Here is a 23,470-nt window from a genome sequence, read left to right on the forward strand (position 1 = left end):
TGTCGTTCGTCGCCCGGAATGTCTTTTTGTTCAGCGGTATCGCGACTGGCCTGCTAAGCGTAGACCATGGTCAAGGCCCCGGAGGGAAAGGGGCTTGGCCGATGAATTGCAGGTTGTTGAGGCCAGAGAATGGCGACCGTTGGGCGGCTTTGTCACATCTTGGTCATCTGCGCTGCCTACGCTTGCAGGACTATTGAATGAGCCGGTTTACGCTGTGGTTCAGCCCTGAAATGGTGCTGGTCTAGTCCAGAAAGGAAACGTTGATGCGTGAAGAGGCAACAAAAGCGGTAACAGCCATCGGCCAGGTGCTTCAGGAGCAGATCGACCATGGACTGTTGACCCCGGGCAGCAAATTGCCGGCCGAGCGCAAGCTCAGTGAATTGTTCGGTACCACGCGGATCACTTTGCGTGAAGCGTTGTTGCAGTTGGAGTCACAGGGGCAGATTTATCGCGAGGAGCGTCGCGGCTGGTTCGTCTCGCCGCCGCGCCTGGCCTACAACCTCATGCAGCGCAGCCACTTTCACGCGATGGTCAGCGCCCAAGGGCGAGTGCCGTCCACCGAGGTGATTTCGGCGCGATTGCAACCGGCATCGGCGGCGGTGTGTGCCTGGCTGCAATTGCCGGCGCTGTCGAGCGTGATTCAGATCTGCCGCGCACGGCGGATCGACGGGCGACTGGTGCTGTATGTGGAGCACTATCTGAACCCGCGGTACTTTCCCGGGATCCTCGATTTCGATTTGAATCAGTCGATCACCGAGTTGTATGCGCGGCATTACGATTTGCACTACGGACGGGTGCGCTTCGAGATTGTGCCCACGGCGTTGTCGGTGGATGCGGCGGCAGCGTTAAAGGTGTCAACAGGCAGCCCGGGCTTGCGGATTGCCCGGGTCAACTATGACCAGCATGAACGGCTGATCGATTGTGATCTGGAGTTCTGGCGGCATGATGCGATTCATGTCGGGGTGGATGTTGTCTGACGCTGCCTTTGTAGGAGCTGCCGCAGGCTGCGATCCTTTAAAGGCCAAAATCAAAAGATCGCAGCCTGCGGCAGCTCCTACTCCTGCGGGCCACCGCCGGCGGTAATCACCTGAATGCTCATCCGCGGTGTCGCCAGATCCAGTCCGGCTTCATCCATGTGTCGCTTGAGTGACAGGTTGAACGCTCGCGACACTTCCCACTGCTTGATCGGCGCAGTCTTGAACCGGGCGCGCAGGATGGCGTTGCCCGATTCGAAGCTTTCCACCCCCTGGAACTCCAGCGGCGACCAGATATTGCGTCGTTGTAGCGGATCGGTGCGCATTTTCTGGCCGACTTCGCGCATCAGTTTGATGGCGTTGTCGATGTCCATGTTGGCCGGCACCGCTACCCGGAAGATGGCGTAGCCGAATTCACGGGAGTAGTTCTTGATGCTTTTGATTTCACTGAACGGAATGGTGTGGACGATGCCGTCGATGTCCCGCAGGCGCACGGTGCGGATGGTCAGCCCTTCGACCGTACCGAGGTGGCCGCCGACATCCACGTAGTCGTCGATGGCCAGGGAGTCTTCGATGATGATGAACAACCCGGTAATCAGGTCGGCTACCAGCGACTGCGCACCAAAACCGATGGCCAGGCCGATCACGCCGGCACCGGCCAGCAGGGGGGTGACGTTCATGCCCATGTTCGCCAGGGCGACAATCAGCGCGATGATAAAAATCGCTATGAACAGCACATTGCGGATCAGCGGCATCATCGTCTGCGCGCGGGCATTGGCCAGGCCTTTGCGCGAGCGGGTCAGCGCGTGATGCACCGCGGTATCGCTGAGAATCCAGATCAGCCAGGCGAACAGCAATGTGCCGGCGAGGCTGAACAGTTTGACACTGACTTCGTGGCCGTCGCCTTCGGTAAAGCGGATCAATGACATGCCCCAGACCCGCAGGCCAAGTTCGATAAAGGCCAGCCACACCAACAGGTGAACAATGGTGTAGAAGAAGTTTTTCAGCCGTTCCGAATACACCGCGTAGCGCCGGATACCGCGTTGGGGTTTGAGGCCTTGGCGGCGTACCAGGCCGTTGATGACCATGCACAACACCAGCAAGACGGTGCAGATCAGCGACTGGCGCAGGGCGGTGCTGGTGTCGCCGGCGGAAATGAACGTCGCGAACAGGGAGATTGCCACCAGTACCAGTGCCGGTACGTACCAGAAGGTGCCAAGAATTGACAGGGTGTCGTTGAGCGCACGGCGGGTCAGGCGCCGGGACAGCGGCTGGTTGCGGATCAGGTGGGCGATCGGCCGGCGGAAGCGCAGGATGAAGCGCCCCGTGGAAAGCGCGGCCAGGACATTGGCAACAGTCGCGGCAGTATGGGCCAGATGGCTGCCGAGGCTGGCGACCAGCTGCGGATCGCTCAGGGCTTCGCCAAATGCGGCGAAGCTGCCGATCAGCCACAGCGGCCGAAACGCCTGGTGCCGCAGTATGTACAGGGCGCGGTGGCGGTGTGGGCCATCGAGCAGGGAAAAGGCAATCACGCAGATGGCCGAGAAGCAGGTGCCGACCACCAGTGCATAGGCCAGCACCATCGCCAGGCTCTTGCCCAGGGACGAGGGCAGGGCGTAGCTCATGTAGACCGTGATCACCAGGGCAATCAGCCATGGCCCGAGTTTGCGCAGGGCAAAACGCAGCATGTCCAGGGCCCGGGGGTGCTGTGGCAGTTCTTCGGTCAGGCCGAAACGCATCCGCACGCGGTGGCTGATCCAGATCAGCGCGGCGGCCAGCAGGCTCCAGACCATCAGGATCATGGCGAAGGCGAACAGCATGGGCAGCCATTCATTGGCCGGCAGCGCCAGCGCCACCAGTTCTTCCCTGGCCTGATCGAGCTCACTGGACCAGCGCGTGAGCGGACTGTCGTCGCCGGTAAATTTCTTCTCGATAGTGGTCAGGGTTCCGCCAATCAGGCCCAGCACGCCTTCTTCGGTAATCGGCTGGGCCTGTTTGGTGGTGTCGCGGAGCTTTTTCAGGTCGGCCAGCAGCTTGCTGCGTTGCTGGTCGTTTTCCAGCGACTTGATCACTTCGTCCAGGGATTGCCCCAGCGGTTCCTGTGCTTCGGGCTGGGCCTTGGCCTGGTTGGTGAGCAGGCCCGGCAGGCCGGCGGCCTGGGCAGGCGCCACTGACAGCAGTGTCATCAGGCAGACAAGGAAAAAACAAGGGAGGGCAAAAAGACGAGCGAACACTAGGCGGTCAACCTCGCAGGGAGCGGATCGACCGAGTGTACGAGCCCGTCAAAATCAATGCGAGCCAGGGACGATGAATTATTCGTTGAGTTTGGCGAGGATCTTGATCACCACGGTCGCGAGAATGGTCAGCATGCCGATCCACATGGCAAACACGCCGGCATTTTTATCGCGAAAGTTGAAGCCGACGGCCAGCAGGAGCATCCCGGCAAGAATCGGAATCAGCATGGCGTGGAAGGTAGACATCGAAATCATGGAGACAGCCTTGTCGTAGGGATACTTGAAGTCTAGGCCGCTTTTGATGCGGCTGGTGTGATGTGTGTAGGAGCTGCCGAAGGCTGCGATCCTTTGATCTTCGGCGACAATCATGGCGTCAAAATCAGAATCAAAAGATCGCAGCCTGCGGCAGTTCCTACCGGCGTTACGGCAATTCGCGGCAGGCGTAGAACGCGCTCAGCACCTTGACCAGATGCGCCAGGTCATGGCTGCCGCACAGCTCGCGGATCGAGTGCATGGCGAACGTCGGCAGGCCGATGTCCACGGTGCGCACGCCCAGGTGGCTGGCGGTGATCGGGCCGATGGTCGAACCACAGCCCATGTCGCTGCGCACCACGAAGCTCTGCACCGGCACTTCTTCAGCCATGCACAGGTGGCGGAAGAACCCGGCGGTTTCGCTGTTGGTGGCGTAGCGCTGGTTGCTGTTGACCTTGATCACCGGGCCGGCGTTGAGTTTCGGGCCGTGGTTGGCATCGTGCTTGTCGGCGTAGTTCGGATGCACGCCGTGGGCGTTGTCAGCCGAAACCAGCAGGGATTTCTGGATGGTGCGTACGAATTCATCACCTTCAGGCAACAGGCGTCGCAAGGTTTGCTCAAGCATCGGGCCGTCGGCACCACAGGCCGAGCAGGAACCGACTTCTTCGTGGTCGTTGCAAACCAGCACGCAGGTTTCGTCGGTGTCGGTCGTCAGCAGCGCTTGCAGGCCGGCGTAGCACGACAGCAGGTTGTCCAGACGCGCGCCGGCGATGAAATCGCCATGCAGGCCAATGACCGCCGCGCTTTGGGTGTCGTAGAAACTCAGCTCGTAATCGAGCACCACGTCGGCATTCAGGCCGTGTTCGCGGGCGAGCTGGTCGGTGAGTACTGCGCGGAAGTCCACGCGCTCGTCACCGGCAAATTGCGCGAGGATCGGCGGCAGTTCGGTCTGGGCGTTGATGGCCCAGCCCATGTTGGCTTCACGATTGAGGTGAATCGCCAGGTTCGGAATGATCGCGACCGGTGCCTTGAAGTCGATCAATTGGCTTTCGACCTTGCCATCTCGACGGAAGGTTACGCGCCCCGCCAGGGACAGGTCACGGTCGAACCACGGCGCCAGCAGTGCGCCGCCATAGACTTCGACGCCCAGTTGCCAGAAGCCCTGGCGTTGCAGCTCCGGTTGCGGCTTGACACGCAGGCACGGGCTGTCGGTGTGGGCGCCGACCAGGCGAATGCCACCGTGCAGCGGTGAATGACGGCCCATCTTGATCGCGACAATCGAAGAGTCGTTGCGGGTGACGTAGTAGCGACCGTTGGCTTCGGTATTCCAGGGCTCACGCTCGTCGAGGCGTTGATAGCCCGCCGCTTCCAGACGCTGGACAAGGCTGGCGGTGGCATGGAACGGGGTAGGGGAGGCCTTGAGGAAATCGATCAGGCCTTGGTTCAACTCTTCGCGCATAAAGTAGCTCCAGACAGCAGTGGCGCCAGTTTAACGTATTGGCTTGGTAAATGGCGTCGCACTGAATGTGGGGCTGGTCATCGAAATTGAATCTGGAGGAGATCCCTGTGGGAGCGAGCTTGCTCGCGATGGCGGAGTGTCAGCCAGCATCAATGTTGGATGTGCCTGCCTCATCGCGAGCAAGCTCGCTCCCACAGGGTTTTGTGTACTTGCGCCTAAAACGGTGCCGGGCACTCGAAGCGCAGGCGCTCGCCACTTTGCGGGTGGGTGAAGCTGAGCATGCTCGCGTGCAGGCACAATCGCGGCCAGGCCGCCAGCGCCTGCTCGTGGGCATAGAGCCCGTCACCCAGCAACGGATGGCCAATCGAGAGCATGTGCACGCGCAACTGGTGGGAACGGCCGGTGATCGGTGTCAGCTCGACGCGGCACCAGTCGCCGCAACGCTCGAGCACGCGCCAGAAAGTCAGCGCATGTTTGCCAAACTCATGGTCGACCACATGCCGAGGCTTTGTCGGCGGGTCGTAGCGCAACGGCAGGTCGATGCTGCCGCTGTCCAGTTCCGGCTGACCCCAGCACAGGGCGGTGTAGGCCTTTTCGGTTTCGCGGTCGTGAAATTGCCGGGACAGTTCGCGATGGGTATCCGGGTCGCGGGCCAGCAGGATGATGCCGGACGTCTCCCAGTCCAGCCGGTGGACGATTCGCGCTTCCGGGTAGCCGTTTTCCTGCAGGCGGGTAATCAGGCAGTCCTTGTTGTCATCGGCCCGGCCAGGGACAGAGAGCAACAGGGTCGGCTTGTTCACCACCAGTACGGCGGCATCCTGATGGATGATGTGGATATTGGACAACGGCATTAAAACAGCCTCGTAACAAACGCCAACGGCGGCTCAGGTCCCTTCCGGTTGCAGAAGGGGCCTGAGCCGCCGTGGCTCCTGGCGGATCGACTCAGCGATCTGGCAGGGTGATATTGAGTTCCAGAATCGAGCAGCTGCCCTGGCTTTCCAGTGCGACATGCACGTCATCGGACCCGATATTGACGTACTTGCGGATCACCTCGACCAGTTCCTTCTGCAAGGCTGGCAGGTAGTCCGGGGTACTGCGTTGGCCGCGTTCGTGCGCCACGATGATCTGTAGACGCTCTTTCGCTACCGACGCGGTGCTTTGCTTTTTGTTGGCACGAAAGAAGTCAAAAAGGTTCATTGCTTAGTTGCCTCCAAACAGGCGCTCGAAGAATCCCTTCTTCTGTACATCAAGGAATCGATGATCCACGGTCTTGCCCAGCAGGCGGTCAACGGTATCGCTGTAGGCCTGGCCGGCATCGCTCTGGTCGTCGAGAATCACCGGAACACCCTGGTTGGATGCCTTGAGCACCGCCTGGGATTCAGGGATCACGCCGAGCAGGGTCACCGAAAGGATCTCCTTGACGTCTTCTACGCCGAGCATTTCGCCTTTGCTCACACGTTCCGGGTGATAACGGGTAATCAGCAGGTGTTCCTTGATCGGGTCTTCGCCACGCTCGGCGCGACGGGACTTGCTGGCCAGCAGGCCAAGCATGCGGTCGGAGTCACGTACCGAGGAGACTTCCGGGTTGGTCACGACGATCGCTTCATCGGCGAAGTACATGGCCAGGTGGGCGCCTTTCTCGATGCCCGCCGGGGAGTCGCAGACCACGAACTCAAAGTCTTCCTTGAGTTGCATCAGGACTTTTTCCACGCCTTCGACGGTCAGCGCGTCTTTGTCGCGGGTCTGGCTGGCGGCCAGCACGTAGAGGTTTTCCAGGCGCTTGTCTTTGATCAGGGCCTGTTGCAGATTGGCTTCGCCGTTGACCACGTTGACGAAGTCATACACCACGCGACGCTCGCAACCCATGATCAGGTCGAGGTTACGCAGGCCCACGTCGAAGTCGACGATCACTGTTTTGTGGCCGCGCAGAGCGAGGCCGGTACCGATAGCGGCGCTGGTGGTGGTCTTACCCACACCACCCTTGCCGGATGTAACCACGAGAATCTTGGCCAAGGTGTTTCACCCCTAAGGAAGAAGGACTTTTCAGTCCCTGAAAAACATCTCCTGAAAAACTACTGCAGTCGGACAGCCTTGGCTGGAATCCGGTTTTGAGCGGCGTTTACCCCCGGTAAACACTGCTTTCGGCCTTTTTCCTACTTCGTTTGAGCCGTTTTCGCTACGTTTTAGAGATGCTTGGAAAATGCGGCAGTATCCGTTAAAGCCGAATGATGTTCAACACGTCGCCGGACAGGCTGACCTGCACACCCGAACCCCATAGAGGGTCGCGGCGCAGATCTTCGGAAACCTTGTAATGCCCGGCGATGGAAATCAGTTCAGCACTCATTTGCTGACAGAAAATCCGCGCCTTGGTGTCGCCCTTGACGCCGGCCAACACGCGACCACGCATCGGGCCGTATACATGGATGTTGCCATCGGCGAGAAGTTCCGCCCCCGGGCTCACCGAGGAGATCACCACCAGATCGCTGCCCTGGGCATAAATCTGCTGGCCACCACGTACTGGCGAGGTGATGATTTTCGTCGGCTTGATGGTCGGCTCGGGCGGTTTTTCCGGTTTTTTCTTCGGTTCGCCTTCGGTCAGGTCCAGTGGACGCTCCCGGGCGCCGGACGGTGGCAGCACCGGCAGGTCGACCGCGATGGCGGCGGCAATGTCTTCGATACGGCTGGCACGGATCGCCAGGGTACGCAGGCCATGCTGGCGGCAGACGCGCATCAGCCCTGGCAGGTCGACCGCGCCTTCGTTGGCCGGGAGTTTGTCCAGGGCCAGTACCAGCGGCGCGTTGCTGAAGAAGTTCGGCGCCAGGGCGACCTTGGCGGCCAGTTGCCGATCAAGGCTTTCGAGGTCGTTACGGGCCAGCTCCAGCACCGTAATGGCCAGCATGCTGCCCTTCAACTGGAACACGGGATCTTGGTCTAGCGGTTCGGTTTGGCTCATGGTCGGCATACAACGACTTGTCACTAAAAGTGCCGAGACTTATAACGAGAACGCCCGCGGGCCGCAAGCCGGGTCGAACGATGTAGAATGCGCGGCCATTGTCATTCCGGAAGCATTAATGGACCGCCCGCGTTTTCGAAAAGCATTTCTATCTCCACGTTTCTGGCCGTTGTGGTGTGGCCTGGGGCTGTTGTGGCTGATCGTCCAGCTGCCGTATCCGGCACTGCTGTGGATTGGTCGTGTCCTGGGCGTCTTGATGTATCGGGTCGCCGGCGACAGACGGCGCATTGCCAAGCGCAACCTGGAACTGTGTTTTCCTGAAAAGACCGCCGCCGAACGCAAACGCCTGCTCAAGGAAAACTTCGCCTCCACCGGCATCGCTTTCTTTGAAATGGCGATGAGCTGGTGGTGGTCGCGCAAGCGCCTGGCGAGTCTCGCTCATATCGAAGGGCTGGAGCATTTGCAGCAGGCCCAGCGCGAAGGCAAGGGCGTGATCCTGATGGCCCTGCACTTCACGACGCTGGAAATCGGCGCGGCGTTGCTCGGTCAGCAGCACACTATCGACGGCATGTACCGCGAGCACAAGAATCCGCTGTTCGACTACATCCAGCGCCAGGGCCGCGAGCGGCACAACCTCGATTCGCTGGCGGTGGAACGCGAAGACGTGCGCGGCATGCTCAAGTTGCTGCGCTCGGGCCGGGCGATCTGGTACGCACCGGATCAGGACTACGGCGCCAAGCAAAGCATCTTCGTGCCGCTGTTCGGTATTCAGGCCGCGACCGTCACCGCCACGAGCAAGTTTGCGCGGCTGGGCAAGGCGCTGGTGGTGCCGTTCACCCAGGAGCGTCTGGCGGACGGCAGCGGATATCGCCTGGTGATCCATGCGCCGCTCGAAGGCTTCCCCGGCGAAACCGAAGAAGAGGATTGCCTGCGCATCAACCAATGGATCGAAAGCGTTCTGCGAGAGCATCCCGAGCAATACCTGTGGGCCCACCGCCGCTTCAAGAGCCGTCCACCGGGCGAGGCGAAGTTGTACGCCAAGCGCGGTTGAGTAACCGTTTTCCCAAGCACCATGGAGTGTTGCGATGAGTCCAGTTGAGCCGGTAACAGGGTTGATTCTTTCCGGTGGCGGGGCTCGGGCGGCCTATCAGGTCGGGGTGCTGGCGGCGATTGCCGAATTGCTGCCACCGGGGGCCCGCAATCCGTTTCCGGTGATTGTCGGCACCTCGGCGGGCGCGATCAACGCCGTCAGCCTCGCCAGCGGGGCAATGGACTTTCGTAACGCCATCGAACGCCTGACGGCCTTCTGGCAGGGCTTTCGCAGTCATCTGGTGTTGCGCAGCGACTGGCCCGGGGTGATCCGCCAGGCCAGTCGCTTTGTCAGCCACAGTTTGCTCGGCATTGGTGCCCAGGTGCCGGTGGCGCTGCTCAACAGTTCTCCGTTGCGCGATCTGCTCAACGACAAGCTGCATATGGGTGGCATCGCCGAAGCGATCGCGCAGAAGCAATTGCATGCGGTGGCGGTCACAGCTTTCGGCTATGAGTCCGGCCAGGCAGTCACCTTCTATGAGGGCGGCGGCAAGATCGATGCCTGGTTGCGCCATCGACGCATCGGCATTCCCACGCGGTTGTCCGTTGAACACCTGCTCGCCAGTTCGGCTATTCCGCTGCTGTTCGCCCCGGTGAAAATCGACGAAGAGTATTTCGGTGATGGCGCGGTGCGTCAGTCGGCGCCGATCAGTCCGGCGCTGCATCTGGGCGCCAGTCGGGTGCTGGTGGTGGGCGTCAGTGGCAACCCCCGCGGAGTCGACCCGCAACAACCCTTGTTGCGCAGCTACACCGGTCAGCAGCCGACCCTGGCGCAGATCGGCGGGCACATGCTCAACAGTACGTTCATTGACAGCCTGGAAAGCGATATCGAGCTGTTGCAGCGCCTGAACCAGTTCAGTCACCTGATGCCCGACGGCACGCCGACCCGTGCATTGGGCGTGGCACCGGTGGACGTATTGGTGATTTCACCGAGCCAGCCGATCGACGAGATTGCCGCGCGCCATCGCCAGGAATTGCCGGCGGCATTGCGCCTGTTTCTGCGCGGGCCGGGTGCGACCAAGACCAGCGGGGCGGGGGTGCTGAGTTACCTGCTGTTCGAGGCGGGGTATTGCAGCGAGTTGATCGAACTGGGGCGACGGGATGCGTTGGCCAAGCGCGGGGAATTGTGCCGGTTTCTGGGGTTGGAAGAGCCCGTGCTTTCGGTTTGAGACTTGTAGTAAGGCTTTCGCGAGCAGGCTCGCTCCCACGGGGATTTTCGTCGTATACAAAGTTTGTGTTCGACAAGGTTCCACTGTGAGCGAGCCTGCTCGCGAAGCTTCTTAAATCAGAAGTGAACCTTGACCAGGAAACTGGTCACACTCTGATCAGTCTTGAAGCCCTGGCTGTCTTCAATCCCGTACTTGTTTTTCCAGTAGTCATACTCGACACCGACGTACAGCTGCTTGGCACCCAGATTCAGCGCCTTGCCCAGGTCGTATTTGACCTGCGGGTTGAAGTGCAGGTTGGCGTGGTACTCGCCTTTGCTGTTGACGTCGTTGTCGACCACCCAATCCATGAAGCCGTCGATCAGCACGTCCGAGCCACCCACCGGAATGGTGTAGGACCAGACCGGCGAGACCTGCCAGATGTTGTCGCCCGGGCGGTCGCCTTCAGTGTGGCGGTTGTAGAAGTTCAGCTGGAAGTAATCGAAGCCCGGGATGGCCAGGTCGAAACCAGGGCCGATCAGGTAGGACTCGGTATCGTCTTCACCGAACTCGTAGGTCATGGCCAGCAGCACGTCCTTGATCGGGCCGAATTCGAACTTCTGGTCGAAGATCTTGTTGAACGACAGGCGCGGGCTGAGTTCGCCGTAATGGGTGTTCTCGCCCGCGAAGTGGTCTTCCTTGCCGTTGTAGAAGATTTTGTCGATGAAGAAGAAGTTGTCGCCGTACTTCCAGCCATCGGCGTGTTCGAAGGTCACCGTCTGCTGGATGCGCGGGTTGACCTGGAAGTCCTTGCCATAGAGGTAGGTCAGGCTGTTGGTCTGCCACTGCAGCAAATCGCCGGCCATGGCCTGGCCCCCGGCCAGCATCGATCCCGCCAGCATCAGGCTAGTGCACGTACGTTTCATTCGGTTGCTCCCAAAAAGTAGGTGGTTCCACGTTATTTTTTAAGGTCGGCGCTCTGGTGTGGCGCCTTTTTCTGTAGCGGTAAAAATCATCCATTCGGTCAGCTTTGATGCTGTTAGCAAGAGCTGGGCCAAGGCTTTCAGAAAGCAAAAAAACTCCCGCTCGGCGGCTCAAGAGCGGTCGATTGAGAGGGGTTTTGGAGTGCCTTGGTGCCTGCCAGAGCCGGGATAAGTTGGCTTTTTGGTCAGGTTTTAAATCCGGGCTTTTTTTTAAACCGGATTCGGGCGGCCGCGGAGAATACTGACTCCTCGGCCAGGTCTCAAGTGCTCCGCAACGGCGCACCGACGACAGGCTTGGGGCACGGTTGCGGGGCAGCATCAGAAATGCACCTTCACCAGCAGGCTGGTGGTGTTTTCGTTGGTGTCGAAGTTGGAGCTGTTTTCGATGCCGTACTTGTCTTTCCAGTAGCTGTATTCGACGCCGACGTATACCTGTTTTTCCCGCCAGCCCATGGCCTTGCCCAGGTCGTACTTGATTTGCGGGTTGAAGTGCAGGTTGGCGTGATAAGTGCCGTGCGAGTTCTGGTCGTTATCTACGACCCAGTCCATGTAGCCGTCGATCAGCAGGTTCGAGTTGCCCAATGGAAGGGTGTAGGACCAGGCCGGCGTGATCTGCCAGACGTCATCGCCGGGGCGCGAGCCTTCGGTCTGGCGGTAATAAAAGTTCAAGGTGAAGAAGTTGAAGCCTGGAACCGCGAGGTCGAAACCGGGCCCGATCAGGTAGGCCTCGGTGTCGTCTTCGCCGTTCTCGTAGGTCATGGCCAGCAACACGTCCTTGATCGGGCCGAATTCGAAACGGCGGTCGAGGATCTTGCCGAAAGACAGGCGCGGACTGAGCTCGCCGTAATAGGCATGAACGCCTTTGTTTCGGTCCTGCTCGCCGTTGTAGTAGGTGCTGTCGATGAACATGAAGTTGTCGCCGTATTTCCAGCGGTCGGCGTGCTCGAAAGTTATCGTCTGCTGGATGCGCGGGTTGACCACGAAATCCTTGCCATACAGGTAGCTCAGGCTGTTGGTCTGCCACAGCAGTAGATCGCCGGCCATGGCCTGGCTCGCGGCCAGCAGGCCAGCGCTCAACAGCAGGTTGGTTTGTGTCCGAATCATCTGTTGCTCCCTCTTGTTTTTATTTTTGAGGCGCAGGTTGTGGCCAGGGGGCTGGCCACAGGCAGGCCCCCTTGGTTATCCGTCAGATCAATGGGTGTGAGCGTGGCAGTCGTTGATGGCCGCGCGTTCGGCGCCACCAAGGATGTTGAACAGCAAGTTCAGCGTCAGCGCGCTGAGGGTGGCCATGGCGATGCCGCTGTGGGTGATCGGGCTCATCCACACGGGCAGGTGGGCGAAAAACTCCGGGCGTACAACCGGGATCAGCCCCATGCCGATGCTCACCGCCACCAGCAGTTGGTTGCGACGGTCACCGATGTCGGCTTCCTGGAGAATCTTGATCCCGGTGGCGGCGACCATGCCGAACATCGCAATTGCTGCGCCGCCCAGTACTGCCGGAGGAATCGACGCCACCAAAAACGCGGCTTTGGGCAGCAGGCTCAACACGATCAGCAACCCGCCGGCAACGATGGTCACCGAACGGCAGCGCACGCCGGTCATTTGCACCAGGCCGATGTTCTGGGCGAAGGAGGAGTGGGTGAAGGTGTTGAAGAAACCGGCGAAGAACGAGGCGCCGGCATCGCACAGCAAGCCGCGACGCAACATCCGTGGGCAGACTTCCTGGCCGGTGATCTTGCCCAGCGCCAGAAACATCCCGGTGGACTCGACGAAAATGATCACCACCACCAGGCACATGGACAGGATCGGCGCGAGTTCGAATTTCGGCATGCCGAAGTGTAGCGGTGTGACGAATTGCAGCCATGGCGCCTGGGCCATGCCACTGAGGTCAACCATGCCGATCAGGCCGCAGAGCACGTAGCCCAGGCACATGCCGATCAGGACAGAGATGTTGACCCAGAAACCCCGCATGAAGCGATGCACCAACAAAATGGTACCCAGCACCAGTGCGGCGATGGCCAGATAGATCGGTGAACCGAATTGAGCGGCGCTGGCACCGCCGCCGGCCCAGTTCACGGCCACGGGGAACAGCGACAAACCGATCGAGGTGATGACCGTGCCGGTCACCAACGGCGGGAAGAAGCGCACGACCTTGGACATGAACGGGGCGATGAGCATGCCGAAGAACCCGGCGGCGATGGTCGCGCCGAAGATCCCTTGCAGGCCGATACCGGGCATGCCGGCCATGGCGACCATGCTGCCGACGGCGGCGAAGCTGGCGCCCATCATCACCGGCATGCGAATGCCCATGGGGCCGATGCCGAGGGACTGGACGATAGTGGCAATACCCGCCACCAGCAGATCGGCGTTGATCAGGAAGGCGATTTCTTCACGACTCAGGCCAGCGGCCTGTCCGATGATCAGCGGTACCGCGATGGCACCACCGTACATCAGCAGAACATGCTGCAAACCGACCAGGATCAGTTGTAAGAGGGGCAAACGCTGAATGGCGGGTGCGTCGGGGATGCGCGCTGCGGATAGCTCGGACATGCAACACCTCAGATCTTTTTATTCTTGTGATTTACAGCTGCAGTGCTACCGGCAGCTGTATTCGAATCAGGTGGATCTGTGGCGAGGGAGCTTGCTCCCGCTGGGGCGCGAAGCGGCCCCGCTCTTTACCTTAAGAGCAGGGGACTGCTGCGCAGTCCAGCGGGAGCAAGTTCCCTCGCCACAAAAGCCCGCTAGACACAGGCTTTTGTGTTGCTTAGTTGGTCTGGGCTCCCTGCACAATCCAGGCACCGATCAGGTCACGTTCCTGCTGGGTCATCTGCGTGATGTTGCCCAGTGGCATGATCTGGCTGGTGACGGCTTGCGCCTGAATCCGCGGTGCGTTCTGGCGGATTTGCTCGGGAGTGTCCAGCATCACACCGGCCGGGGCCGCGCTGAACAGCGGGCTGGTCGGTTTGGCCGAATGGCAGACCGCGCAACGCTCCTGAATCACGCTGTGCACCTTGTCGAAACCCGGGCCGGCATTGGATGCCTGAGCCGGAGCGGCGGCTGGCGCTTGTGCAGGTTTGGCTTCAGCAGGTTTCAATCCACCGCCCACTGCGGTTTCCGGCAGCGGCTGGTATTCGATTGCAGCGGGTGCCTTGGCCACTTCAGGGGCACTGGACATCGGCTTCGGACCGGTCACATAAGCCAGGCAGATCATGCCCACCGCTGCCACCGGCAGGGTCCAGGCAAACTTGTGGCTGTCGTGACGGGTGTTGAAGTAGTGACGCACCAACACCGCCAGTACCGCGATCCCGGCCAGGATCAACCAGTTGTACTGGCTGCCGTAGGTGCTCGGGAAGTGGTTGCTGATCATGATGAACAGCACCGGCAAGGTGAAGTAGTTGTTGTGGCGCGAACGCAGCAGGCCTTTGGCCGGCAGCGCCGGATCCGGCGTGCGGTTCTCGGCAATCGCCGCTACCAGTGCGCGTTGCGCCGGCATGATGATGCGGAACACGTTGCCGACCATGATGGTGCCGATGATCGCGCCAACGTGCAGGTACGCACCCCGACCGCTGAACACTTTGCTGAAGCCGTAGGCCGCGGCGATGATCAGGACGAACAGGATTCCACCTAGCAGGGCAGGGCGTTTGCCCAGGGCCGAGTCGCACAGGAAGGAGTAGACGAACCAGCCGACGAACAGCGAGCCGATGCCCAACAGTACGCCTTCAGGACCGCTCAGGGAGCTGCCCGGAGCCAGCAGGTAAAGCGTCGGGTTGGAATAGAACACCACGCACAGCAGTGCGATACCCGACATCCAGGTGAAGTAGGCTTCCCATTTGAACCAGTGCAGGTTGTCCGGCATGGTCGGTGGAGCCAGCTTGTATTTTTCCAGGTGGTAGATACCGCCACCGTGGATTGCCCACAAGTCGCCAGCCAGACCGCTTTTCGGGTTGACCCGGTTGAGGTTGTTTTCCAGCCATACGAAATAGAACGACGCACCGATCCAGGCCACGCCAGTAATCATGTGAACCCAGCGCACGCTCAGGTTCAGCCATTCCAACAGATGTGCTTCCACAGTCTTTACCTCTCGCCTGTCACTCTGTTGTCGAGTGATCAGACCTTCTCTTATTGGTGGGGGGCGAGGATCAAACGCTCATCCTCTTTGAAAAAATGCTCATCGCAGTTATTGCCTGTGCCACTGCGATCAACCACCAGGAAGTCATCCCGCTTTTCGATCGTCAGCACCGGGTGGTGCCAAACGCCGCGATGGTAATTAATGCCCTGCCTGCCGTTGGTGACGAAGGCGCGGACCAAGCCTGATACAGGTTCATCGCCAAGTGGCGCGACCACGATCAGAAAGGGGTTGCCGAGCAGCGGTATGAAAGCCTGGCTGCCCAGCGGATGGCGTTCCAGCATGCTCACGGTCAGCGGCATGTCCTGCGCGTCGGCGCGGAAGATGCTGATGATCGCGTTGTCCTCAGGCTTTGCGGTTTCGACCACAGCCAGTTTATGGAAGCGCATGGTCGAACCGTTGTTGATCATGAAGTGATCGCTGCCGTCGGTTTCGATCACGTCACCGAAAGGGGCGAAGGCTTCTTTGGTCAGCGGTTCAATCGTCAGTGTGCGCATGCTGTTCTTCTTTTCTTCAAATGTATGTTCGGTTTACCGCATTACCTGTAGGAGCTGGCGCAGCCTGCGATCTTTTGACTTTGCTTTGTAAGATCAAGATCAAAAGATCGCAGGCTGCGGCAGCTCCTACAGGCTCAGCATTACTTCGCGACCTTGCCCAGTACACGCAGGCGGCTCACACCACCATCCGGGAACACGTTCAGGCGGATGTGGGTGATCGGGCCCAGCGCCTTGATCTGCTCGGCGAAGGTGTGCTCGGCGTGCATTTCCAGCTTCTGGCTTGGCAGCAGTTCGCGCCAGAACAGCGACTGGGTTTCGATCTGGCTGTCGGTGCCGCCCTTCACGAACGCGCCCTGGATCGAGCAAGTGTCCGGGTAGTTACCCTTGAAGTGCAGGGTGTCGACGATGATTTTCTCGATCTCGCCCGGGTGGCCCAACGCGACGATGACCCAGTCATTGCCCGGAGTACGACGACGTGCGGTTTCCCAGCCATCGCCCATGTTGATGCCACGGCCCGGGTTGAGGATGTTGCTCATGCGGCCGAAGTGTTCGTCGGAGCAGGCGAGGGCGCGGCCACCGTTGAGGGCAGCGGCCAGGTCGACTTGCTCGTTGTCGCCGACAGCGGACCAGTCGCGGAACGGAATACCGTACACGCGCAGACGGGCAACACCACCGTCCGGATAGATGTTGAAACGCAGGTGGCTGAACGCCTGGTCGTTGTTGATTTCGTGGAAGTGGTGGCTGTTGCCTTGCAGCTCGACGGCGGACAGCACTTCAGTCCACTGGGTGTTGTCATCTGGCTCGCCCGAAGCCAGGAAGCAGGCTTCCAGGGACGCCGACGGCGGGAAGTTGCCGGTGAAGAATGAAGTGTCGATGTCGACGCCCTTGATCGAACCCGGTACGCCCAGGCGGATCACAGCGCTGTCGAAGCCTTCGAAGCGCTTGCGGCGCGATTCCCAGCCGTCCATCCACTTGCCGTTGTCATCGAACACGCCCTCCTTCCATACGGCCGGGGTCGGTTGGAACAGACGGTTGGCGTCTGCGAACCAGTCATCGGTGACCGAGATGATCTTGGTGCCCAGGCGGGCATCGGCCAGGTTGACGAACTTCTCGAAAGGTACGGCGTAAGCTTTCATTCTTCTTGTCTGCCTTTAAATAAGTGGCTTGGGATGCTTGCGAGGCCCTTGGCGGTTTCGGCGTTCTTGAATCCGCTCAGGCCAGGCTTGCTATAGGGTCAGTAATCGGAACAGGGCGATCTTGTTGATCTGCGCCAGCGCGCATTTGAATTCGGTCTCGACCGAGTTGTGGATGCGCGTTTCGAACGCTGCGAGGATCTGATGCCGGTTGCTGCCTTTTACCGCCATGATGAAGGGAAACTTGAACTTGGCTTTGTAGGCGTCGTTCAGCTCGGTGAAGCGAGAAAACTCTTCGGCCGTGCATTGGTGAATACCGGCGCCAGCCTGCTCATTAGTGCTGGCTTCGGTCAATTGTCCCTGGACGGCGGCTTTACCGGCCAGGTCCGGGTGAGCGTTGATCAAAGCCAGCTGGCTTTGGTGATCGGCGCTCAACAGGATGTCGCTCATGCGCTGGTGCAGGGTTTCGATCTCGTCGATCGAAGCGTCCTGGCCCAGGTCGAAGGCCTTCTCGGCCACCCATGGCGAATGTTCGTAGATGTCGGCGAAAGCGGCGACAAAGGCGTCGCGGCTCAGGCTCGAAGGTTTGACGGTTTGAAAGGTGCTCATTTGGCAGCCCCTGTGTACGGGTGGGTTTCTTGCCAGTGACGCGCGATGTCGACGCGACGGCTGAACCACACCTGTTCATGACTTTTAGCGTATTCGATAAAGCGCTTGAGCGAAGCCAGACGCGCCGGACGGCCGATCAGGCGGCAGTGCAGGCCGATCGAGAGCATTTTCGGTGCCTCCGCGCCTTCGGCGTAGAGCACATCGAACGCGTCTTTGAGGTATTCGAAGAAATCGTCGCCCTTGTTGAAGCCCTGGACCTGGGTGAAGCGCATGTCGTTGGTGTCCAGGGTGTACGGGATCACCAGGTGCGGCTTGCCGGTCGGGTTGTTCGGTTCCCAGTAGGGCAGGTCGTCGTCGTAGGTGTCGCAGTCGTAGAGGAAACCACCTTCTTCCATCACCAGGCGACGGGTGTTCGGGCCGGTGCGGCCGGTGTACCAGCCCAGTGGGCGTTCGCCGGTGATTTCGGTGAGGATGCGGATCGCTTCGAGCATGTGCTCGCGTTCCTGGGCTTCATCCATGTACTGGTAGTCGATCCAGCGATAGCCGTGGCTGCAGATCTCGTGGCCGGCATCGACCATGGCGCGGATCACGTCCGGGTGGCGCTGGGCGGCCATGGCCACGGCGAAGATGGTCAGCGGAATGTCGAACTCCTTGAACAGCTTCAGGATCCGCCACACGCCGGCACGGCTGCCATACTCGTAGAGGGATTCCATGCTCATGTTGCGCGCGCCTTGCAGCGGCTGGGCAGAAACCATTTCCGAGAGGAAGGCTTCGGATTCTTTGTCACCGTGCAGGATGTTGCGCTCGCCGCCTTCTTCGTAATTGAGTACGAACGACAGGGCAATGCGGGCATTGCCCGGCCAGTGGGGGTGAGGAGGGTTACTGCCGTAACCGACCAGGTCGCGTGGGTAGTCAGCGCTCACTGCAGGCTTCCTTCTTATTCGATGATGACGGTTGGTGTGACGCAGCTGAAAACTGGATGGCAGGCTGGCGTCACAGCGATGGGCTGATTGTATACAACTTTATGTTCGCTTTGTAAGCCTGATTTTTCGCATTTTTCACCGACTGTCATCTTTTACTGCTATTGGCGTGAGCCTGCAAGAAATCTGCCTGACTGGTCAATTATTGATTGAAGGGCTTATAGGTTGTGCGGTTCGGCGGGAAATCGACGGCAAATATGCAGATGGCGAGGGTGATGGGAAAAATGTCGTTTTTATTGTGTACAATTTTCTTTAAAAGTGTCTTAATCAGTCGCTCGCCGCAGCTTTTCGTGCTCCGAATCGGTGCGGTCTCCTTTTCAACTGACTTCGGGAGGCGCGAAGTCTGACTGCTCCACGCAGGCAGGCGCGCAGAATCAATGGGACGTTTGACTACACACGTTTTGGACGCAGCACACGGTTGCCCGGGCAGCTCGATCAAGGTCGAGTTGTACCGCGTTGAAGGATCGCAGCTGGAATTGGTCGCCACTGCCGTCACCAACAGCGATGGCCGTGTCGATGCACCGCTGCTGCAAGGCGATGACTACCGCACCGGGGTCTATCAGGTCCAGTTTCATGCGGGCGATTACTACCGCGCCCGTGGCGTCAAGCTGCCGGAGCCTGCATTTCTTGATGTGGTGGTGCTGCGTTTTGGCATCTCCGCCGAGCAGGATCACTACCATGTGCCGTTGTTGATTTCGCCTTACAGCTACTCCACCTACCGCGGCAGCTGATCCCCCAGGCAGCAGCTGCACCCTGGAAGCGACTGCGCATATAGCTTCTTTGGTCTTTCGCCCGCTCACACTGCGGGCTTTTTTTCGTCTGTGAAAAAGTCAAAAGATCGCAGCCTTCGACAGCTCCTACATATCCCGCGTAGGAGCTGCCGAAGGCTGCGATCTTTTGATCTTGCTGTTTAGCGGCTCAGCAGGGACGCTGCACCCGCGCCACTGAACAACCCCGCACTCACCCGGTTGAACCAGCTCTGCCCCTTGCCACTGTGCAGATATCGCGCCGCACCATGGGCGCCGAGGCCATAAGCCAACTTGCAGGCCAGATCCAGCAGTGTCCAAGTGACAATCATCACCAGCAACTGCGGCAGGAACGGCTGTTCGGCACTCAGGAACTGCGGCAGGAAAGCGGCGAAGAACAGGATGTCTTTCGGGTTGCTTGCGCCCAGCATGAACGCACGCCCGAACAGTGCGCGAAAGCGTGGCACCGGCGCGGCTTGTGGCACTTCAGTGCCGTGGGAAGGCTGGCGCGATTGCTGCCAGCTCTGCCAGGCGAGGTAGAACAGGTAAAGGGCGCCAAGTATCTTCAGGGCACTGAACAGCTGTTCCGACGCCAGCAACAACGCACCCAGGCCCAGCGCCGATGCACTGAGCAGGCAGATCGAGGCCGATACGCCGCCCAGAAAGGCCGGGTAAGAGCGGCGCAGGCCGTAATTCAGACTGTTGCTGATCATCAGCAACGACAGCGGCCCCGGGATCAGGATCACTATCAGCGCAGCGCCGCTGAACAGCAGCCAGGTTTCCAGACTCATCACTTTCCTCCATTTGCACAAAAGCCCCACCCGACGGGGTGAGGCTGTTTTCAAGCGTGTACCGCGTGTGGCTTACAAGAAGATGAACTTGGCGATGAAGATCGCGCAGAGCACCCACAGGCTCACGGAAATTTCCTTGTACTTGCCGGTACCGGCCTTCAGCGCCACGTAGGTGATGAAGCCCAGTGCGATACCGTCGGCGACCGAGAAGGTCAGCGGCATCATGATTGCGGTGACAATCGCCGGAATGCTGTCGGTGGCTTCGTCCCATTCGATATGGGCCATGCCGCCCATCATCAGCATCGCTACATAAATCAGTGCACCCGCGGTTGCATAGGCAGGAATCATCCCGGCCAGGGGTGCGAAGAACATGGCTGCAATAAATAGCACACCTACGGTCACTGCGGTAAGACCAGTCCGACCACCCGCAGCTACACCAGCGGCACTTTCCACGTAGCTGGTGACCGGCGGAACGCCGACTACCGCGCCGAATACGCTGGAAGCACTATCAGCTTTCATGGCGCGGGAGAGGTTTTCGATGCGGCCGTCAGCACCGACCAGGTTGGCGCGCTGGGCAACCCCCATCAAGGTACCGGCGGTGTCGAACATATGTACGAAGAGGAACGCCAGGACCACGCTGATCATGCTGACGTTGAACACGCCGGCGACGTTCATGGCCATGAAGGTGGGTGCGAGGCTCGGTGGAGCCGACATGATGCCCTCGTAGTGCACCAGGCCCAGACCCCAGCCAGCGAGGGTCACGGTGATGATGCTGATGAGGATCGCGCCGAACACCTTGTGATAGCTGAGGATGGAGATCATCAGGAAGCACACGGCGGCGAGCAGCGGGCCAGGTTCGCGCAGGGAGCCGAGCTTGATCAGTGTGGCCGGGCTATCGACGACGATACCCGCGGTTTTCAGGCCGATCAGCCCCAGGAATAGACCCACGCCGGCGCCCATGGCGAAGCGCAGGCTGACCGGGATGCTGTTGAGCAGCCATTCGCGGATCCGCGAGAAGGTCAGGATCATGAACAACACACCGGACACAAACACCGCGCCGAGGGCGGTTTCCCAGTTGTAGCCCATGGTGCCGACCACGGTGTAGGTGAAGAAGGCGTTCAACCCCATGCCCGGTGCCAGGCCGACCGGCCAGTTGGCGTACAGGCCCATCAACAGGCAACCCAGGGCCGCGGCGATGCAGGTGGCGACGAACGCCGCACCGTGATCGATCCCGGCGTCGGCCATGATGTTGGGGTTGACGAAAATGATGTAAGCCATGGTGATGAAGGTTGTCAGACCGGCGATCAGCTCGGTCTTCACCGTGGTGCCGTGCAAGCTGAGTTTGAACAGACGTTCCAGCAAGCCATTGCGTAATGGCGGCGAGAGATCCAGCGTCGATGCTTCGGATTTGCGGCTTTCCACAGCGAATACTCCTCAAGAGTTTTATTGTTATTTCCAGGGCCGGACCCATGAGGGTGGCAGCGGCCCTTTGAGGCACTTGCGAATTTGTTGACCTCTTGGTCAGGAACTCGCACGAAGTGGATTATGCTTTTGTATACAAAGAAAGCAAATAATGTTTTTGATTTTGTTTACGAAAAGTTTGGCTTTAGGGATATATCGCCTGTTCCGACGCCTTCGCGAGCAAGCCCGCTCCCACAGGAAGCGGCGGATCTGCGCATATTTTTTGACCGAATCGAAACCTGTGGGAGCGGACTTGCTCGCGAAGAGGCCGGATCAGTCAGCATCAAAATCAGCAGGCAGAATGATTCAGTCGGTATGCGCCTGGCTTTCCCCCAACGCCAGATTCACCGCCAGCCACCCATTCACCGCCGTCTCCCCGGCCTCGGCAAACACCCGCTCCAGCAATTTCACCTGCTCGCGCCGCAGCATCTGTTCAAACCGCGCGCCTTCGGCGGTCAACTCCAGCAGGCGCTTACGCTTGTCGGTTTCGGGCGCGACGCTCTCGACCAGATGCATCTCCAGCAATTGCCGCAACGGCATGTTCAACGCCTGCTTGCTCACGCCGAGCAACGCCAGCAGTTCCTTGACGCTCAGGTTCGGATAGCGGGCGATGAAAAACACGATGCGCTGATGCACCCGGCTCAGGCCGTGACGTTCGAGCATTTCATCGGCCTTGGCGGTGAAGGCCTGGTAGCCGAAGAAAAACGCTTCCATGGCCTGCTGCTGGGAAAGCGGGTTTTTAAGGTCAAGCATATTGACGTATCCGTTCGGGGAGGCGTAATTTCGGTCAACAAGTTTGACTCATTTTTCACATGCCTCGCTACCGGTGATCCCCATGGCTTTTTCCGAACGTGTCTCGCGCCTTAAAAGTTCTTTGATCCGTGAAATCCTCGCCGCGGCCCAACGTCCGCAGATGATGTCGTTTGCCGGCGGCCTGCCGGCCGAAGCCATGTTGCCGAAGGTCGATTGGGCCCGGATGCCGGTTTCCATGGGCCAATACGGCATGAGCGAAGGCGAGCCGGCGCTGCGTGAAGCGCTGGCCGCCGAGGCGCGAGCGTTGGGAGTGCCGTGCGAGGCAAGCCAGGTGCTGGTGGTCAGCGGCTCACAGCAAACCCTCGACCTGGCGGCCAAGCTGTACATCGACAAGGGCACCGAAATCCTGCTCGAGGCGCCGACTTATCTGGCGGCGTTGCAGATTTTCCAGCTGTTCGGCGCCGATTGCCTGACCGTGCCTCTGGAGGCCGACGGGCCGAACCTGACGGAGCTACGCGCTCGGCTGGAGCAACACCGTCCGGCCTTCATCTACCTGATCCCGACCTTCCAGAATCCATCGGCGGTGCGTTACAGCGAAGCCAAGCGCGACGCGGTGGCGGCGTTGCTCGATGAATTCGGCGTGACACTGATTGAAGACGAGCCTTACCGCGAACTGACCTTCGACGGTGGCAGCGCCACCCCGATTGTCAGCCGCTTGAAGAAGGCCAGCTGGATCTATACCGGGACCGTATCGAAAACCCTGTTGCCGGGTTTGCGCGTCGGCTACCTGATCGCCAGCCCGGACTTGTTTCCCCATTTGTTGAAACTCAAGCAGTCGGCGGATTTGCACACCAATCGGGTCGGCCAGTGGCAGGCGTTGCAATGGATTGGCACCGAGAAATACCAGCAACACCGTAGTGGGTTGCGCGACTTTTATCGGGGGCGTCGGGATGCATTTCAGGCTGCGCTGGAAACGCACTTCTCGGATCTGGCGGACTGGAACGTGCCGCAGGGCGGGCTGTTTTTCTGGTTGAAACTCAAGCAGCCGCACGACACCCGCACCTTGCTCAATGCCGCGCTGGCCAACGACGTGGCGTTCATGCCGGGCGAACCGTTCTTCCCCGAGCCGGATAATCATCCGGGGTATCTGCGGTTGAACTTCAGCCACATTGATCCGGCGCGGCTGGATGAAGGGATCGAGCGGTTGGCGGCGGTGGTGCGTGCTGCCCAGGCCTCAAAAGCAGCCTGAAAACAAATAAACCGGCGCAAGGGCCGGTTTATTTTT

24 protein-coding genes are annotated in these 23,470 nt (G+C 59.8%); 6 read left to right on the forward strand and 18 right to left on the reverse strand.

The features are described 5' to 3' along the window. The first annotated feature begins 263 nt into the window (after window positions 1–263). Window positions 264–977, forward strand: a complete 714-nt coding sequence (locus tag ACM6G4_RS04615; RefSeq protein WP_414913143.1) for a UTRA domain-containing protein — start codon at window positions 264–266, stop codon at window positions 975–977. Window positions 978–1,054: 77 nt separating this feature from the next. On the opposite strand, the gene ACM6G4_RS04620 is transcribed toward ACM6G4_RS04615, so the two are convergent. The 7 genes from ACM6G4_RS04620 to minC all read right to left on the reverse strand — a co-directional run bounded on the left by ACM6G4_RS04620 (window position 1,055) and on the right by minC (window position 7,872). After that, window positions 1,055–3,160, reverse strand: coding sequence for a mechanosensitive ion channel family protein (locus ACM6G4_RS04620; protein ID WP_414913144.1), 2,106 nt, complete (start codon window positions 3,158–3,160; stop codon window positions 1,055–1,057). Window positions 3,161–3,286: 126 nt separating this feature from the next. Next, window positions 3,287–3,577 carry a hypothetical protein gene (locus ACM6G4_RS04625; protein WP_056721789.1) on the reverse strand — a complete coding sequence of 97 codons (291 nt, stop codon included), beginning with the start codon at window positions 3,575–3,577 and terminating at the stop codon, window positions 3,287–3,289. Between the two features lie 52 nt (window positions 3,578–3,629). Then, window positions 3,630–4,919: a M18 family aminopeptidase gene (locus ACM6G4_RS04630; RefSeq protein ID WP_223532888.1), complete on the reverse strand. Its 1,290-nt coding sequence runs from the start codon at window positions 4,917–4,919 to the stop codon at window positions 3,630–3,632. A 215-nt stretch (window positions 4,920–5,134) separates the two neighbouring features. Further along, the gene (locus ACM6G4_RS04635) at window positions 5,135–5,770 is read right to left on the reverse strand and encodes an RluA family pseudouridine synthase (protein WP_046037585.1); all 636 of its coding nucleotides are present in this window, start codon (window positions 5,768–5,770) and stop codon (window positions 5,135–5,137) included. Window positions 5,771–5,861: 91 nt separating this feature from the next. Further along, window positions 5,862–6,116 (reverse strand): cell division topological specificity factor MinE, encoded by a 255-nt coding sequence (gene minE, locus ACM6G4_RS04640; RefSeq protein WP_007974947.1) that lies wholly within the window; start codon window positions 6,114–6,116, stop codon window positions 5,862–5,864. A 3-nt stretch (window positions 6,117–6,119) separates the two neighbouring features. Continuing rightward, window positions 6,120–6,932 carry a septum site-determining protein MinD gene (minD, locus tag ACM6G4_RS04645; RefSeq protein WP_007974946.1) on the reverse strand — a complete coding sequence of 271 codons (813 nt, stop codon included), beginning with the start codon at window positions 6,930–6,932 and terminating at the stop codon, window positions 6,120–6,122. A gap of 202 nt (window positions 6,933–7,134) precedes the next feature. Continuing rightward, window positions 7,135–7,872, reverse strand: a complete 738-nt coding sequence (minC, locus tag ACM6G4_RS04650; protein WP_056722299.1) for a septum site-determining protein MinC — start codon at window positions 7,870–7,872, stop codon at window positions 7,135–7,137. 118 nt (window positions 7,873–7,990) lie between these two features. On the opposite strand from minC, the gene ACM6G4_RS04655 reads away from it, so the two are divergent. Both ACM6G4_RS04655 and ACM6G4_RS04660 read left to right on the forward strand, forming a co-directional pair. Then, window positions 7,991–8,923 (forward strand): lipid A biosynthesis lauroyl acyltransferase, encoded by a 933-nt coding sequence (locus ACM6G4_RS04655; RefSeq protein WP_056721793.1) that lies wholly within the window; start codon window positions 7,991–7,993, stop codon window positions 8,921–8,923. A 34-nt stretch (window positions 8,924–8,957) separates the two neighbouring features. Next, window positions 8,958–10,130, forward strand: coding sequence for a patatin-like phospholipase family protein (locus ACM6G4_RS04660; RefSeq protein WP_056721794.1), 1,173 nt, complete (start codon window positions 8,958–8,960; stop codon window positions 10,128–10,130). Window positions 10,131–10,246: 116 nt separating this feature from the next. Here the strand turns inward: ACM6G4_RS04660 and ACM6G4_RS04665 are convergent, their stop codons facing one another. From ACM6G4_RS04665 to puuE, 8 genes are all read right to left on the reverse strand, one after another. Beyond that, window positions 10,247–11,032 (reverse strand): outer membrane protein OmpK, encoded by a 786-nt coding sequence (locus ACM6G4_RS04665; RefSeq protein ID WP_056721796.1) that lies wholly within the window; start codon window positions 11,030–11,032, stop codon window positions 10,247–10,249. Between the two features lie 375 nt (window positions 11,033–11,407). Then, window positions 11,408–12,193 carry a DUF5020 family protein gene (locus ACM6G4_RS04670; RefSeq protein WP_056721798.1) on the reverse strand — a complete coding sequence of 262 codons (786 nt, stop codon included), beginning with the start codon at window positions 12,191–12,193 and terminating at the stop codon, window positions 11,408–11,410. Window positions 12,194–12,280: 87 nt separating this feature from the next. Beyond that, window positions 12,281–13,639, reverse strand: coding sequence for a nucleobase:cation symporter-2 family protein (locus tag ACM6G4_RS04675; RefSeq protein WP_414913145.1), 1,359 nt, complete (start codon window positions 13,637–13,639; stop codon window positions 12,281–12,283). Window positions 13,640–13,853: 214 nt separating this feature from the next. Further along, window positions 13,854–15,158, reverse strand: coding sequence for a urate hydroxylase PuuD (locus ACM6G4_RS04680; protein ID WP_414913146.1), 1,305 nt, complete (start codon window positions 15,156–15,158; stop codon window positions 13,854–13,856). Between the two features lie 50 nt (window positions 15,159–15,208). Beyond that, entirely contained in the window at window positions 15,209–15,712 is a 504-nt protein-coding gene (locus ACM6G4_RS04685) for an ureidoglycolate lyase (RefSeq protein ID WP_007993087.1), read from the reverse strand. A 140-nt stretch (window positions 15,713–15,852) separates the two neighbouring features. Beyond that, window positions 15,853–16,848, reverse strand: a complete 996-nt coding sequence (gene alc / locus ACM6G4_RS04690) for an allantoicase (RefSeq protein ID WP_409078466.1) — start codon at window positions 16,846–16,848, stop codon at window positions 15,853–15,855. Window positions 16,849–16,938: 90 nt separating this feature from the next. After that, window positions 16,939–17,454, reverse strand: a complete 516-nt coding sequence (gene uraD / locus ACM6G4_RS04695) for a 2-oxo-4-hydroxy-4-carboxy-5-ureidoimidazoline decarboxylase (protein WP_056721807.1) — start codon at window positions 17,452–17,454, stop codon at window positions 16,939–16,941. Beyond that, complete coding sequence (puuE, locus tag ACM6G4_RS04700; RefSeq protein ID WP_108218982.1) at window positions 17,451–18,377, reverse strand: allantoinase PuuE; 927 nt, start codon at window positions 18,375–18,377, stop codon at window positions 17,451–17,453. The genes uraD and puuE overlap by 4 nt, the downstream gene beginning before the upstream one ends. 166 nt (window positions 18,378–18,543) lie before the next feature. Between puuE and ACM6G4_RS04705 the strand changes: the two genes are divergently transcribed. Beyond that, the gene (locus ACM6G4_RS04705; RefSeq protein WP_414913147.1) at window positions 18,544–18,690 is read left to right on the forward strand and encodes a hypothetical protein; all 147 of its coding nucleotides are present in this window, start codon (window positions 18,544–18,546) and stop codon (window positions 18,688–18,690) included. A gap of 121 nt (window positions 18,691–18,811) precedes the next feature. Further along, window positions 18,812–19,165, forward strand: coding sequence for a hydroxyisourate hydrolase (gene uraH / locus ACM6G4_RS04710; RefSeq protein WP_008017679.1), 354 nt, complete (start codon window positions 18,812–18,814; stop codon window positions 19,163–19,165). 179 nt (window positions 19,166–19,344) lie between these two features. On the opposite strand, the gene ACM6G4_RS04715 is transcribed toward uraH, so the two are convergent. The 3 genes from ACM6G4_RS04715 to ACM6G4_RS04725 form a co-directional block, all read right to left on the reverse strand. Next, the gene (locus ACM6G4_RS04715; RefSeq protein WP_414913148.1) at window positions 19,345–19,971 is read right to left on the reverse strand and encodes a LysE family translocator; all 627 of its coding nucleotides are present in this window, start codon (window positions 19,969–19,971) and stop codon (window positions 19,345–19,347) included. A gap of 72 nt (window positions 19,972–20,043) precedes the next feature. Then, window positions 20,044–21,393, reverse strand: a complete 1,350-nt coding sequence (locus ACM6G4_RS04720) for an NCS2 family permease (protein ID WP_008048392.1) — start codon at window positions 21,391–21,393, stop codon at window positions 20,044–20,046. 345 nt (window positions 21,394–21,738) lie between these two features. After that, on the reverse strand, window positions 21,739–22,185 hold the full coding sequence (locus ACM6G4_RS04725; protein ID WP_414913149.1) for a MarR family winged helix-turn-helix transcriptional regulator: 447 nt from the start codon (window positions 22,183–22,185) through the stop codon (window positions 21,739–21,741). Between the two features lie 82 nt (window positions 22,186–22,267). Here ACM6G4_RS04725 and ACM6G4_RS04730 point away from each other — a divergent pair, with 82 nt between their 5' ends. Beyond that, window positions 22,268–23,434: a PLP-dependent aminotransferase family protein gene (locus tag ACM6G4_RS04730; RefSeq protein ID WP_414913150.1), complete on the forward strand. Its 1,167-nt coding sequence runs from the start codon at window positions 22,268–22,270 to the stop codon at window positions 23,432–23,434. Window positions 23,435–23,470: the final 36 nt, after the last annotated feature.

This window comes from Pseudomonas sp. IT-P258, assembly GCF_949767825.1.
In the GTDB taxonomy this organism is placed as follows: domain Bacteria; phylum Pseudomonadota; class Gammaproteobacteria; order Pseudomonadales; family Pseudomonadaceae; genus Aquipseudomonas; species Aquipseudomonas monachiensis.

Coding starts and splice junctions, on each gene's coding strand:
- ACM6G4_RS04615 (WP_414913143.1), top strand. CDS start 264: ATGCGTGAAGAGGCAACAAAAGCGGTAACAGCCATCGGCCAGGTGCTT.
- ACM6G4_RS04620 (WP_414913144.1), bottom strand. CDS start 3,160: ATGACACTGCTGTCAGTGGCGCCTGCCCAGGCCGCCGGCCTGCCGGGC.
- ACM6G4_RS04625 (WP_056721789.1), bottom strand. CDS start 3,577: ATGATTGTCGCCGAAGATCAAAGGATCGCAGCCTTCGGCAGCTCCTAC.
- ACM6G4_RS04630 (WP_223532888.1), bottom strand. CDS start 4,919: ATGCGCGAAGAGTTGAACCAAGGCCTGATCGATTTCCTCAAGGCCTCC.
- ACM6G4_RS04635 (WP_046037585.1), bottom strand. CDS start 5,770: ATGCCGTTGTCCAATATCCACATCATCCATCAGGATGCCGCCGTACTG.
- minE (WP_007974947.1), bottom strand. CDS start 6,116: ATGAACCTTTTTGACTTCTTTCGTGCCAACAAAAAGCAAAGCACCGCG.
- minC (WP_056722299.1), bottom strand. CDS start 7,872: ATGAGCCAAACCGAACCGCTAGACCAAGATCCCGTGTTCCAGTTGAAG.
- ACM6G4_RS04655 (WP_056721793.1), top strand. CDS start 7,991: ATGGACCGCCCGCGTTTTCGAAAAGCATTTCTATCTCCACGTTTCTGG.
- ACM6G4_RS04660 (WP_056721794.1), top strand. CDS start 8,958: ATGAGTCCAGTTGAGCCGGTAACAGGGTTGATTCTTTCCGGTGGCGGG.
- ACM6G4_RS04665 (WP_056721796.1), bottom strand. CDS start 11,032: ATGAAACGTACGTGCACTAGCCTGATGCTGGCGGGATCGATGCTGGCC.
- ACM6G4_RS04670 (WP_056721798.1), bottom strand. CDS start 12,193: ATGATTCGGACACAAACCAACCTGCTGTTGAGCGCTGGCCTGCTGGCC.
- ACM6G4_RS04675 (WP_414913145.1), bottom strand. CDS start 13,639: ATGTCCGAGCTATCCGCAGCGCGCATCCCCGACGCACCCGCCATTCAG.
- ACM6G4_RS04685 (WP_007993087.1), bottom strand. CDS start 15,712: ATGCGCACACTGACGATTGAACCGCTGACCAAAGAAGCCTTCGCCCCT.
- alc (WP_409078466.1), bottom strand. CDS start 16,848: ATGAAAGCTTACGCCGTACCTTTCGAGAAGTTCGTCAACCTGGCCGAT.
- uraD (WP_056721807.1), bottom strand. CDS start 17,454: ATGAGCACCTTTCAAACCGTCAAACCTTCGAGCCTGAGCCGCGACGCC.
- uraH (WP_008017679.1), top strand. CDS start 18,812: ATGGGACGTTTGACTACACACGTTTTGGACGCAGCACACGGTTGCCCG.
- ACM6G4_RS04715 (WP_414913148.1), bottom strand. CDS start 19,971: ATGAGTCTGGAAACCTGGCTGCTGTTCAGCGGCGCTGCGCTGATAGTG.
- ACM6G4_RS04725 (WP_414913149.1), bottom strand. CDS start 22,185: ATGCTTGACCTTAAAAACCCGCTTTCCCAGCAGCAGGCCATGGAAGCG.
- ACM6G4_RS04730 (WP_414913150.1), top strand. CDS start 22,268: ATGGCTTTTTCCGAACGTGTCTCGCGCCTTAAAAGTTCTTTGATCCGT.